Source organism: Streptomyces flavusporus (assembly GCF_046267975.1).
In the GTDB taxonomy this organism is placed as follows: Bacteria; Actinomycetota; Actinomycetes; order Streptomycetales; family Streptomycetaceae; genus Streptomyces; species Streptomyces flavusporus.
This window is the reverse complement of the sequence record NZ_CP176503.1, coordinates 7,170,176-7,182,634: the sequence shown is the minus strand read 5'-3', so window position 1 is coordinate 7,182,634 and position 12,459 is coordinate 7,170,176. Positions and strand designations below refer to the sequence as shown.

Genomic DNA, 12,459 nt, shown 5'->3' with positions numbered 1-12,459 from the left:
CACAGGTGCGCTTCAAGTGGGCCCTCAACGGGGCTGAACGGGGCGGCGTGTCGGTGGCTGCTCGTACACTCGCCTGCGTGGACACGACCCTTCAGGACCCTCTGGTCGGGCAGCTGCTCGACGGCCGTTATCGCGTCGACGCGAGGATCGCGGTCGGCGGGATGGCCACGGTCTACCGGGCCGTGGACACCCGTCTGGACCGCGTCCTCGCGCTCAAGGTGATGCACCCGGCGCTCGCGACGGACGGCACGTTCGTCGAGCGGTTCATCCGCGAGGCCAAGTCGGTCGCCCGGCTCGCCCACCCCAATGTCGTCCAGGTGTTCGACCAGGGCGCCGACGGGTCGTACGTCTATCTGGCCATGGAGTACGTCTCCGGCTGCACCCTGCGTGATGTGCTGCGCGAGCGCGGAGCACTGCAGCCGCGGGCCGCGCTGGACATCCTGGAGCCGGTCCTCGCCGCGCTCGGCGCCGCGCACCGCGCCGGGTTCGTGCACCGCGACATGAAGCCGGAGAACGTCCTGATAGGGGACGACGGCCGGGTCAAGGTCGCCGACTTCGGGCTGGTCCGGGCGGTGGACACGGTCACCAGCACCACCGGGTCCGTCCTCGGCACGGTGTCCTACCTCGCACCGGAGCAGATCGAGCAGGGCAGCGCCGACCCCCGCGTCGACGTGTACGCGTGCGGTGTCGTGCTGTACGAGATGCTGACCGGCGCCAAGCCGCACTCCGGGGACTCCCCCGCCCAGGTGCTCTACAAGCACATCCACGACGACGTCCCGCCGCCCTCGGCCGCCGTGCCGGGCCTGGCGTACGAGCTGGACGAGCTGGTCGCCTCGGCGACCTCGCGCACCCCGGACGTCCGCCCGCACGACGCGGTGGCGCTGCTCGCCCAGGTCCGCGAGGCGCGCGGCGCGCTCGGCGCGGACCAGCTCGACGCGATCCCGCCGCAGGCGCTCACCGCGGAACACGACAACGCCGACGACCGTACGAGCGTGATCCCGCGCGCGCTGACCGCGCTGCGGCAGCTGCCCGTCAACGAGGACGACGAACCCCGGCTCAACCGGACCAGCCGACTGCAGGCCCCGCCGGCTCCGGCTCCGCGGCGCTCGGCCCCGCCCCGGCGCACGATGTTCACGATCATCGCCGCCGTCCTGCTGGTGCTCGGCGTCGGCACGGGTGTCTGGTACATCAACTCCGGCCAGTTCACCAAGGTCCCGCCGCTGCTGGCGAAGACCGAGGCCGAGGCCAAGGACCGGCTCGCGGACGCCGGGCTGGAGGTCGGGCAGATCGAGCACGCCTACAGCGACACCGTGAAGCGCGGCACGGTCATCAGCACCGACCCGGCGCCGGGCGCCCGGATCCGGCAGAACGACTCCGTCGCACTCACCATCTCCGACGGCCCGGAGATCGTGAAGGTGCCTGATCTGGCGGGCTACCGGCTGGACAAGGCGCGCGACCTGCTGAAGGACAGCGGGTTGGAGCCGGGCATGGTGACCCGGGAGTTCAGCGACGACGTCACCAAGGGGTTCGTGATCAGCTCGGACCCGCAGACGGGCACGAAGACCCGCGCGGGCACGGCGATCGCGCTCACCGTCAGCAAGGGCAGCCCGGTGGACGTCCCGGACGTCACCGGCCGCGACCTTGACGACGCCCGGGACGAACTCCAGGAGGCCGGCCTCAAGGTGCGCATCGCGTCCCAGCGGGTCAACTCGGAGTACGACGCGGGCCAGGTCGCCCGGCAGTCGCCGCAGGCCGACAGCCGGGCCGCCGAGGGCGACACGGTGACGCTGACGCTGTCCAAGGGCCCGGAGATGGTCGAGGTTCCGGACGTGGTCGGTGACAGCGTCGACGAGGCCAGGCAGCAGCTGGAGGACGCCGGCTTCCAGGTCGACGAGGACCGCGGTCTGCTCGGGCTGTTCGGCGACGAGGTGCAGGGCCAGTCGGTGGAGGGCGGCGAGACGGCTCCCAAGGGGTCGACGATCACCATCGAGATCGGCTGACGGGGCACGCTCGGGGACGTGACACCCTGAACGCGTGAAGAGTCAACACCCCTCCCGCAATCCCGTCGGCGGTCACGTCCCCGTCGCCGGCGGCCTGCACTCCGTAGGCCTGACGTACGCCCACGATCTCAAGGCCGAGACCGTGCAGGTCTTCGTCGCCAACCCGCGCGGCTGGGCCACGCCCGTCGGGAACCCGGCACAGGACGAGGAGTTCCGGGCGACGTGCGCAGCAGAGTCGATACCGGCGTATGTGCATGCGCCGTACCTGATCAACTTCGGCTCACACACCGAGGCCACCGTGGAGAGGTCGGTGGAGTCGCTGCGGCACTCGCTGCGGCGTGGACGGGAGATCGGCGCGCTGGGTGTGGTCGTGCACACCGGGAGCGCGACCGGTGGCCGGGACCGCTCGGTGGCCCTGAAGCAGGTACGGGAGTACCTGCTGCCGCTGCTGGACGAGCTCACCCATGACGACGATCCGTACCTGCTGCTGGAGTCCACGGCGGGACAGGGCGCCTCCCTGTGTTCGCGCACCTGGGACTTCGGGCCGTACTTCGAGGCCCTGGACGCCCATCCGAAGCTGGGGGTCTGTCTCGACACCTGCCATGTCTTCGCCGCCGGACACGACCTGACCGGCCCGAGCGGCATGCACCAGACGCTGGACCTGCTGGTGGACACGGTCGGCGAGGGCCGGCTGAAACTGATCCATGCCAACGACTCCAAGGACGTGGTGGGCGCACACAAGGACCGGCACGAGAACATTGGCGCCGGACACATCGGCGAGGACCCGTTCCGGGCGCTGATGGCCCACCCCGCCACCGAGGGCGTACCGCTGATCATCGAGACACCCGGCGGCAAGGAGGGGCACGCGGCGGACGTGGCCCGGCTGAAGAGGCTCAGGGACGGCTGACGCCGAACGTCACAGCTCGGGGCCGTCCCCGGGCTCCTCCTGGTAGGAGTAGCGCTGTTCCTTCCAGGGGTCGCCGATGTTGTGGTAGCCGCGCTCCTCCCAGAAGCCACGGCGGTCGGTGGTCATGTACTCCACCCCGCGGACCCACTTGGGGCCTTTCCAGGCGTACAGGTGCGGGACGATGAGCCGCAGCGGGAAGCCGTGCTCCGCGGTCAGCAGTTCGCCGTCCTTGTGGGTGGCGAAAATCGTGCGCTCGGACGCGAAGTCCGACAGGCGCAGATTGGAGCTGAAGCCGTACTCCGCCCACACCATCACATGGGTGACATTCGGGGCGGGCGGGGCGATCTCCAGGATCGTCCGCGCGGGGATTCCACCCCACTCCGCGCCGAGCATGCTGAACTTCGTGACGCAGTGCAGATCGGCCACTACGGTGGTGTAGGGCAGGGCCGTGAACTCGTCGTGGTTCCAGCAGTGCTTCTCACCGTCGGCGGTGGCGCCGAAGACCCTGAACTCCCACCGCTCGGGCCGGAACTTGGGCACCGGCCCGTAGTGCGTGACCGGCCAGCCGCGCTGCACTCGCTGCCCCGGTGGAAGCTCGCACTGTGCTGCTTCTCCAGATTCGCGCTCCACCGGATGACCCATGGCTCCATCCTGACAGACCCGACACAGTGCACTTGACCAGGCCGGTCCAGAATCGGGCAACCCGCACTAAGCATGGACTTACTTACTAAGTCCTCACTTACTGGACGGTCTTCGACACCCGGTGCAATCATGCGGCGGCAACCTCCCATTCCTCACGCGGAAGGAGCCACTGCCATGCAGGGCGACCCTGAGGTCATCGAGTTTCTCAACGAGCAGCTCACCGGCGAGCTGACCGCGATCAACCAGTACTTCCTGCACGCGAAGATGCAGGAGAACCTCGGCTGGTACAAGCTCGCGAAGTACACCCGGAGCGAGTCGTTCGACGAGATGAAGCACGCCGAGATGCTCACCGACCGGATCCTGTTCCTGGAGGGACTGCCCAACTACCAGCGGCTGTTCCACGTACGGGTGGGGCAGACCGTCAAGGAGATGTTCGAGGCGGACCGGCAGGTCGAGGTGGAGGCGATGGACCGGCTCAAGCGCGGTATCGAGGTGATGCGCAACAAGGGCGACATCACGTCCGCGAACATCTTCGAATCGATCCTCGCGGACGAGGAACACCACATCGACTATCTCGACACCCAGCTGGATCTGGTGGAGAAGCTCGGTGAGGCGCTGTACATCTCGCAGCTGGTCGAGCAGCCGGACAGCTGAGCGACCGCCCGAAGGCTACGCGGCCTCGTCCAGGCCTGCGATCTCGGACAGCACCGGCTTGCCCTGGTCGGCCAGCTCCCGGCGCGGGCACGCACCCCTGCCCAGGAGCGCCTGGATCCGGCGTACGCACGAGCCGCAGTCGGTGCCCGCCTTGCAGGCCGACGCTATCTGGCGTGGGGTGCAGGCGCCGTTCTCCGCGTGCTGCTTGACCTGCTGCTCGGTGATGCCGAAGCAACTGCAGACGAACACGCGGTCCACCTCCCGCCGGGATCAAAGGTTCGTGCCGTAACCGATGGAGCACGGGCCCGCTTGATCGGTGAGGCAAACCTAACCTTACCCGTCGCGGGGGTGCCGTAAAAGTGGGAGGGGGCGCGGATCGTATGTGATCCACGCCCCACCACACCGTCCGTAACAGGTCGACCGCTACTGGTCCCGGTACATCTCCGCGACGAGGAACGCCAGGTCCAGCGACTGGCTGCGGTTCAGCCGCGGGTCGCAAGCCGTCTCGTAGCGCTGGTGCAGATCGTCGACGAAGATCTCGTCGCCGCCGCCCACGCACTCGGTGACGTCGTCGCCGGTCAGCTCCACGTGGATGCCGCCCGGGTGGGTGCCCAGCGCCTTGTGGACCTCGAAGAAGCCCTTGACCTCGTCGAGCACGTCGTCGAAGCGGCGGGTCTTGTGACCGGAGGCCGCCTCGAAGGTGTTGCCGTGCATCGGGTCGGTCACCCAGGCCACGGTCGCGCCCGAGGCGGTGACCTTCTCGACCAGCTCGGGCAGCTTGTCGCGGACCTTGTCGGCGCCCATGCGGACGATGAAGGTCAGTCGGCCCGGCTCACGCTCCGGGTCGAGGCGCTCGATGTACTGCAGCGTCTCCTCGGCCGTCGTCGTCGGGCCGAGCTTGACGCCGATCGGGTTGCGGATCTTCGACGCGAACTCGATGTGCGCGCCGTCCAGCTGGCGGGTGCGCTCACCGATCCACACCATGTGCCCGGAGACGTCGTACAGCTGCCCGGTGCGCGAGTCGACCCTGGTGAGGGCGGACTCGTAGTCGAGCAGCAGCGCCTCGTGCGAGGAGTAGAACTCGACGGTCTTGAACTCCTCCGGGTCGGCCCCGCAGGCGTGCATGAAGTTCAGCGCCTGGTCGATCTCGCGCGCCAGCTGCTCGTAGCGCTGCCCGGACGGGGACGACTTCACGAAGTCCTGGTTCCAGGCGTGCACCTGGCGCAGGTCGGCGTAGCCGCCGGTGGTGAAGGCGCGCACCAGGTTCAGCGTGGAGGCGGACGCGTGGTACATCCGCTTCAGCCGCTCGGGGTCCGGGACGCGGGCCGCCTCCGTGAAGTCGAAGCCGTTGACGGAGTCGCCGCGGTAGGACGGCAGCGTCACGCCGTCACGGGTCTCGGTCGGCTTGGAGCGCGGCTTGGAGTACTGGCCGGCGATCCGGCCCACCTTCACGACGGGCACGGACGCGGCGTACGTCAGCACCGCGCCCATCTGGAGCAGGGTCTTGAGCTTGTTGCGGATCTGGTCCGCGGACACCGCGTCGAAGGCCTCGGCGCAGTCGCCGCCCTGGAGGAGGAACGCCTCTCCCTTGGCGACGGCCGCCATCCGGGCGCGCAGCTGGTCGCACTCGCCCGCGAAGACGAGCGGCGGATACGACTCGAGGTCCGCGATCACTGCGCGCAGAGCCTCGGCGTCGGGGTACTCGGGCTGCTGCGCCGCGGGCAGGTTTCGCCAGGTGTTGCCAGCGCTCGCGCTGGTCTTAGCGTTCACGGTCACGACGTCAACATTACGGGGTGATGTCCGGCTTCCGGCCCCGTGCCCAGCAAATGAGACGCCAGTTACGGTCTGCGGACATGGGGTATGGTTCGGCTCATGTTCGCGCACTCGCACCAGACCTGGTGGTGGACCGCTTCTCCGGCGGCCCACTGACTGCGCGTACGCAAGACTTCGCGAAGGCCGCCCGAGGGGCGGCCTTCGGTGTTTTCGCGACCGGGCCGCTCCTCTCTCAGAGACCCTCAGAGAAGGAGCTCCCGTGAACCTGCTCGAACTGCTCGACGATCCCCGCCCCTTCGCCCTGCTCCGCCGCCGCACTCCCGGCCACGACCACGACGTGGTGGAGCTGCTGCTCGGCCCGGTCAGGACGTACGACCGGCTCGCCGACCTCCCCGACGAGGGCCTGGCCCTGGTGCCCTTCCGTCAGATCCGCGAGCGTGGTTTCGACGTCCGCGACGACGGCACGCCGCTGGTGGCGCTGACGCCGGAGGAGACGTACGAGATCCCGCTCGCCGAGGCCCTGACCCGGCTCCCGGCGCACGAGGTGCGGGTCGAGGGCGGCGGGTTCGACGTCGGCGACGAGGAGTACGCGGAGATCGTCGGGCGTGTGCTGCGGGAGGAGATCGGGCGGGGCGAGGGCGCGAACTTCGTGATCCGGCGGACGTACGGAGGCCGGATCCCGGGGTTCGGCAGGGCCGATGCCCTCGCTCTCTTCCGGCGGCTCCTCGAGGGCGAGCGGGGCGCGTACTGGACGTTCGTCGTGCACACCGGAAATCAAAAAGGGCCCGAAGGGCCTTCCTTGGAAGGGCGGGGGCGGGAGACGGGTGGGCGCACGCTGGTCGGCGCCAGCCCCGAAGTACATGTACGCATGTCGGGCGGCACGGTCGTGATGAACCCGATCAGCGGGACGTACCGCTATCCCGCCGAAGGGCCGACGCCCGAGCACCTGCTCGGCTTTCTCGCCGACGGCAAGGAGATCGAGGAGCTGTCGATGGTCGTCGACGAGGAGCTGAAGATGATGTGCACCGTCGGCGACATGGGCGGGGTCGTCGTCGGGCCTCGACTGAAGGAGATGGCGCACCTCGCGCACACCGAGTACGAGCTGCGCGGGCGGTCGTCGCTGGATGTGCGGGAGGTGCTGAAGGAGACCATGTTCGCGGCGACCGTGACCGGCTCACCCGTGCAGAACGCCTGCCGGGTCATCGAGCGGCACGAGATCGGCGGGCGGGGTTACTACGCCGGTGCGCTGGCGCTGATCGGGCGTGACGCCGGGGGTGCCCAGACCCTCGACTCCCCCATCCTCATCCGCACCGCCGACATCGACGCGGACGGGCGGCTGCGGGTGCCGGTCGGCGCGACGCTGGTACGGGGCTCGGACCCGGCGGGCGAGGTCGCGGAGACGCACGCGAAGGCGGCGGGCGTGCTGACGGCTCTGGGGGTACGGCCGTCCAGGCCACGCGAGGAGCGGGCGCGGCCCCGGCTGGCCGACGACCCTCGGGTGCGGGCGGCGCTGGACGGGCGGCGGGCCGCGCTCGCACCCTTCTGGCTGCGGATGCAGAAGAGGTCGGACGCCCTGGCGGGCCACGCGCTGGTCGTCGACGGCGAGGACACCTTCACGGCCATGCTCGCGCATGTGCTGCGGTCGTCGGGGCTCACGGTCACCGTGCGGCGGTACGACGAGCCGGGGCTGCGGGATGCCGTGCTCGCGCACGAGGGGCCGCTCGTGCTCGGCCCCGGGCCCGGTGACCCGTCCGACCTGACCGATCCCAAGATGCGGTTCCTGCGGGACCTCACCGCCGAGGTGTTGCGGGGACACCGGCACGGTGTGCTCGGTGTGTGCCTCGGGCACGAGCTGATCGCGGCCGAGCTGGGCCTGGAGATCGTACGGAAGGACGTGCCGTACCAGGGGGCGCAGACGACGATCGACCTGTTCGGGCGGGCCGAGACCGTCGGCTTCTACAACAGCTTCGTGGCGCGCTGCGACGACGAGGCGGCCGTGGAGCTGGCCGCGCACGGCATCGAGCTCAGCCGGAGCGCGACCGGCGAGGTGCACGCGCTGCGCGGGCCCTCCTTTGCCGGGGTGCAGTTCCACCCGGAGTCGCTGCTGACGCTGAACGGCGCCGCGGTCGTGGAGGAGCTGGTCGGTCAGCTGCGCGGCACCAGCACGTTCTCGGAGCGGCGGCCCGTCGTGTAGTCGAGGACGCTGTGCGCTGAGGGCGCCGCCGATGTAATCGACGACGCCCTCCGCATGGCGTGCGGTTGTGTACGCCTGATGGGAGTTGAACCCTCCCCCTCGGTATCCGAGGGGGATTCCTGGCTCACGCCGCTCGGTCGCTCAGCGAACGGCCAAGTCTTACGCGATCGACACCAGCCGGGTTGGAACCAGCCCGGTTTCCCTAAGGAATGAGGGTTGCTGTGCCAGCTTGGTTCTCGCTTGGCACGCTGTGACCGTACCAGCCGAGAGGACGCCCCACTCCGGCCTGATCGGAGCTGACGGGTCCTGCTCCCTGAGGGCCTAATTCACGATGCTTCGTGCCGAGTTCCGCTCAGGCGGGGTTCTCGGCGATGTCCCAGCCGAGCAGCCGCATGCCGAAGCCGTGCGCGATCCGGGCGAACGCCTCGCCGATCTTGCCGGTGCCGAGGACGCCCGCGGTGCGGCCGTGCATGTCGCGGCCCATCAGGCCGTCGAGGCGGAAGTCGAAGTCGCGGGTGCGGGTGGAGGCGCGGACGATACGGCGGTTGACCGCCATGGCGAGGGTCCAGGCGAACTCGGCGACCGCGTACGGGGAGTAGTACGAGACACGGGCGACCGTCATGCCGAGGCGTTCGGCGACGGTGAGGTCGATGTTGTTGAAGCCGGTGGAACGCTGGGCGATCATGCGGGTTCCGGCTGCGGCGAGGGCTTCCAGGACGCGCGGGCCGAGGTCGGCGTTGACGCTGGTGGAGATCACCTCGTGGCCGGCCGCGATGGGGGCGGTGTCCTCGTTGAGGAAGACGTCCAGACAGCGGACCTCGTGGTGGGCCTGGAAGGCCTGCTCGATCAGGGGCTTTTCGTCGGCCTGTACGCCGAAGGCCAGGATCTCCACGGGTGCCCTCCGGGGATTCACCGGAATTGTTGCCGTACGAGGCGAATATACGGGGCTGTGGGTGGGCGTGCTCGGGGGTTGGTTCGCTTGCCGGCGCCGGCAGGGGGCCGCCTGAGTGGCGGCGAGGACGACCACAGCGTGCTCGGGCGACCCCGCATCCGTACCCCGGCCCGCCCTGGCCGCCGCCCGGACCAGCGCGGTGAGCGCACGTGCCTGGGGCGGGATCCGGGGCGGGCAGGGCCGTGCCGTCGCGCACGGCGGGCCGGACGGTGGCGAGTTGACGAGGTGTCAGCCGAAGAACACCCCGACCTCCTCGTACAGCTTCAGGTCGACCGTCTTCAGCCGGGCCGTGGCCTCGGCGATCGGGACGCGGACGATGTCCGTGCCGCGCAGGGCGACCATCGTGCCGAAGTCGCCGTCGCGGACGCAGTCGATGGCGTGCAGTCCGAAGCGGGTGGCGAGCCAGCGGTCGAAGGCGCTGGGGGTGCCGCCGCGCTGGACGTGCCCGAGGACCGTGGTGCGGGCCTCCTTGCCGGTCCGTTTCTCGATCTCCTTGGCCAGCCACTCGCCGACGCCGGACAGTCGCACATGCCCGAAGGAGTCGAGGGACTCGTCCTTGAGCACCATGTCGCCGTCCTTCGGCACGGCCCCTTCCGCGACGACCACGATGGGCGCGTACGACGCCTTGAAGCGGGAGGTCACCCAGGCGCACACCTGGTCGACGTCGAAACGCTGCTCGGGGATGAGGATGACGTTGGCGCCGCCGGCCAGTCCCGAGTGGATCGCTATCCAGCCGGTGTGACGGCCCATCACCTCAACGACCAGGACGCGCATATGGGACTCGGCGGTGGTGTGCAGCCGGTCGATGGCCTCGGTCGCGATGCCGACCGCCGTGTTGAAGCCGAAGGTGTAGTCCGTGGCGGACAGGTCGTTGTCTATCGTCTTCGGGACCCCGACGCAGGGCACGCCGTACTCGTCGGACAGCCGTGCGGCGACGCCCAGGGTGTCCTCGCCGCCGATCGTGATGAGCGCGTCGACCTCCTGCTTGGCGAGGTTCTCCTTGATCCGGGCGATACCGCCCTCGTGCTGGAACGGATTTGTGCGCGAGGAGCCGAGGATGGTGCCGCCGCGGGGCAGGATGCCGCGCACGGCCGGGATGTCGAGGCGCATGAGGTCACCGTCGAGCGGACCGCGCCAGCCGTCCCGGTAACCGACGAAGTCATAGCCGTACTCCTGCACGCCCTTGCGGACGATGCCCCGGATGACGGCGTTGAGCCCGGGGCAGTCGCCGCCTCCGGTCAGTACTCCGACCCGCATGGAATTGTCCCTTCGCCGCGGTGGTCGTATGCCCTGCGAGCACGCTAATGGTGATGCAGGTCACTACGGCATGGTCCGTGCGGGCAATTCCGGGAAATGGCCCAGCGGTTGGAGCCACGTGGCTCACTCCTCGGAGCCCAGGCGGATCACTCCTCGTCGAGTCCACGCTCTATCGCGTACCGCACCAGCTCCACCCGGTTGTGCAACTGGAGCTTGCCGAGGGTGTTCTGGACGTGGTTCTGCACCGTGCGGTGGGAGATCACCAGTCGTTCCGCGATCTGCTTGTAGCTCAGGCCCTTGGCGACCAGCCGCAGCACCTCGGTCTCGCGTTCGGTCAGCCGCGGCGCCCTGGGCTCGTCGGTGTCCGGTCCCGCGCCGGGTGCCGGGTCGGAGGCGAGGCGGCGGTACTCGCCGAGGACCAGGCCGGCGAGGCCCGGTGTGAAGACCGGGTCGCCGACCGCCGTGCGGCGCACCGCGTCCAGCAGCTCCTCGGTGGAGGCCGACTTCAGCAGATAGCCGGTGGCGCCGGACTTCACGGCCTCCAGTACGTCGGCGTGCTCGCCGCTCGCGGACAGGACCAGGACCCGCAGGGCGGGGTTGTGGGCCACCAGCTCCTTGCAGACCTGGACGCCGGGCTTGGCGGGCAGATTGAGGTCGAGGACGAGGACGTCGGGCGCGGCGGCCCGGGCACGCCGGACCGCCTGTTCGCCGTCGCCCGCGGTGGCGACCACCTCGAAGCCGGACTCGGTCAGGTCGCGGGCGACGGCATCGCGCCACATGGGGTGGTCGTCGACCACCATCACCTTGATCGTGCCCTGTTGCTCACTCATCGCCGCCCCCGCGCCATCGTCGTGTCCTTCGGTACCTTCAGCTCGACTTCCGTGCCCTGTCCAGGTGTTGAGACCAGCTCGGTCGTGCCGCCCAGGTCGCGCAGCCGGCCGCGGATCGACAGGGCCACCCCGAGCCGCCCCTCACCCTCGGCCTGGGCGAGCCGGCCCTCGGGGATGCCCGGTCCGTCGTCGCGTACGGTCACGATCACCGAGTCGGGTTCGTCCTCGACGAGGATCCAGGCCCGGGCGCCCTCCCCGGCGTGCTTGCGGACGTTGTCCAGGGCGGCCGCGACGGCCGCGGCCAGCTCCCGCGCGGCGGTCGGCGGCAGCAGCACGGGGGCGCCGGGCTCGGCGAGGCTGGTCCGGGCGTCGGCATACGGGACGAGCAGCGCGCGCACATCGACCGGGCCGTCGGCCTCCGGTTCCTCGACGGTGCGTACGACCGCCCCCTCGGCGGCGTCCTCCGACACCCGGGAGACGGGCACCAGCCCGCCGGAGACCAGGGTGCGCAGCGCCACCTCCTGCTCGCCGGCCAGCCGGCCCAGCTCGGCCGCCTCACCGCCGATCACCGCTCCGCGCCGCTGCACCATCGCCAGCACCTGGAGGACGCTGTCATGGATGTCCCGGGCGAGCCGTTCCCGCTCCCGGGTCGCGGCCTCGATCTCCAGGGCGCGGGCGAGGGTGCGCTCGGAGGCGCGGGCGACCTCGACGACGTAGCCGATGGCGATGGAGGCGATCCAGACGAGCAGCACCATGTGGACGGTGTCGCGGGTCGGTACGCCGGACCGGTGGACCAGGTTGGCGGCGGCGACCAGCGTGGAGGCGAAGGCCGCCCAGCGCCAGCCCCCCTTGATCGCGAACGCCAGCACGGCACCCGCGGTCCAGATCGACGGCAGGGTCGGCGCACTGGCGTCGATCCGCTCGGGGGTCTCGGCGACCCGGGTGAGCAGGATGCCGGTCAGGGCGATGGTGAGGTCGACGGTGAGGAAGGGCTTGGTGCAGCTCGCGGCGCTCGCGACCCTGGGCAGGGTGGCCAGGGTCCAGACGGCCAGTACCGCGAAGTAGGCGATGGCCACCCGAGGGCGGGCGACCTCGTCGTACGCGCTGATGAAGAGCCCGATCGCGTACACCATCGTCAGGACGCGGTAGCCCATGAGCGCACGCCACAGCGGCTGCTCGACCGACATCCTCATGACTCGCTCGCGCCTGGCCATGTCCCCCCCCACCCCGGCTCGGCCCGTCCCTGCTGG

Annotated in this window: 11 protein-coding genes and 1 pseudogene; 5 read left to right on the top strand and 7 right to left on the bottom strand. The window is 70.1% G+C overall.

Annotated features, from left to right (window positions below; all coding sequences use genetic code 11):
* Window positions 1–77: 77 nt before the first annotated feature.
* Both pknB and ACKTSN_RS33915 read left to right on the top strand, forming a co-directional pair.
* Window positions 78–2,000, top strand: a complete 1,923-nt coding sequence (gene pknB, locus ACKTSN_RS33920) for a Stk1 family PASTA domain-containing Ser/Thr kinase (protein WP_409472607.1) — start codon at window positions 78–80, stop codon at window positions 1,998–2,000.
* Window positions 2,001–2,034: 34 nt separating this feature from the next.
* The gene (locus ACKTSN_RS33915; protein WP_409472606.1) at window positions 2,035–2,907 is read left to right on the top strand and encodes a deoxyribonuclease IV; all 873 of its coding nucleotides are present in this window, start codon (window positions 2,035–2,037) and stop codon (window positions 2,905–2,907) included.
* 9 nt (window positions 2,908–2,916) lie between these two features.
* On the opposite strand, the gene ACKTSN_RS33910 is transcribed toward ACKTSN_RS33915, so the two are convergent.
* Window positions 2,917–3,549, bottom strand: a complete 633-nt coding sequence (locus ACKTSN_RS33910) for a sulfite oxidase-like oxidoreductase (RefSeq protein ID WP_409472605.1) — start codon at window positions 3,547–3,549, stop codon at window positions 2,917–2,919.
* Between the two features lie 174 nt (window positions 3,550–3,723).
* Between ACKTSN_RS33910 and bfr the strand changes: the two genes are divergently transcribed.
* Window positions 3,724–4,203 carry a bacterioferritin gene (gene bfr, locus ACKTSN_RS33905; protein ID WP_129797434.1) on the top strand — a complete coding sequence of 160 codons (480 nt, stop codon included), beginning with the start codon at window positions 3,724–3,726 and terminating at the stop codon, window positions 4,201–4,203.
* Between the two features lie 15 nt (window positions 4,204–4,218).
* On the opposite strand, the gene ACKTSN_RS33900 is transcribed toward bfr, so the two are convergent.
* Window positions 4,219–4,452, bottom strand: coding sequence for a (2Fe-2S)-binding protein (locus tag ACKTSN_RS33900; protein WP_224739035.1), 234 nt, complete (start codon window positions 4,450–4,452; stop codon window positions 4,219–4,221).
* 174 nt (window positions 4,453–4,626) lie between these two features.
* Entirely contained in the window at window positions 4,627–5,979 is a 1,353-nt protein-coding gene (locus ACKTSN_RS33895) for a class II 3-deoxy-7-phosphoheptulonate synthase (RefSeq protein WP_409472604.1), read from the bottom strand.
* Window positions 5,980–6,063: 84 nt separating this feature from the next.
* On the opposite strand from ACKTSN_RS33895, the gene ACKTSN_RS33890 reads away from it, so the two are divergent.
* Window positions 6,064–6,132, top strand: coding sequence for a trp operon leader peptide (locus ACKTSN_RS33890; RefSeq protein ID WP_409474987.1), 69 nt, complete (start codon window positions 6,064–6,066; stop codon window positions 6,130–6,132).
* A gap of 103 nt (window positions 6,133–6,235) precedes the next feature.
* Window positions 6,236–8,170 (top strand): anthranilate synthase family protein, encoded by a 1,935-nt coding sequence (locus tag ACKTSN_RS33885; protein WP_409472603.1) that lies wholly within the window; start codon window positions 6,236–6,238, stop codon window positions 8,168–8,170.
* 355 nt (window positions 8,171–8,525) lie between these two features.
* Here ACKTSN_RS33885 and ACKTSN_RS33880 read toward each other — a convergent pair.
* From ACKTSN_RS33880 to macS, 4 genes and pseudogenes are all read right to left on the bottom strand, one after another.
* Window positions 8,526–9,062 (bottom strand): annotated as a pseudogene (locus ACKTSN_RS33880) (NAD(P)-dependent oxidoreductase); the annotation flags it as partial.
* Between the two features lie 288 nt (window positions 9,063–9,350).
* On the bottom strand, window positions 9,351–10,379 hold the full coding sequence (locus tag ACKTSN_RS33875) for a 6-phosphofructokinase (RefSeq protein WP_409472602.1): 1,029 nt from the start codon (window positions 10,377–10,379) through the stop codon (window positions 9,351–9,353).
* A 146-nt stretch (window positions 10,380–10,525) separates the two neighbouring features.
* Window positions 10,526–11,209 (bottom strand): response regulator, encoded by a 684-nt coding sequence (locus tag ACKTSN_RS33870; protein WP_409472601.1) that lies wholly within the window; start codon window positions 11,207–11,209, stop codon window positions 10,526–10,528.
* On the bottom strand, window positions 11,206–12,423 hold the full coding sequence (gene macS, locus ACKTSN_RS33865) for a MacS family sensor histidine kinase (protein WP_409472600.1): 1,218 nt from the start codon (window positions 12,421–12,423) through the stop codon (window positions 11,206–11,208). The genes ACKTSN_RS33870 and macS overlap by 4 nt, the downstream gene beginning before the upstream one ends.
* Window positions 12,424–12,459 lie beyond the last annotated feature (36 nt).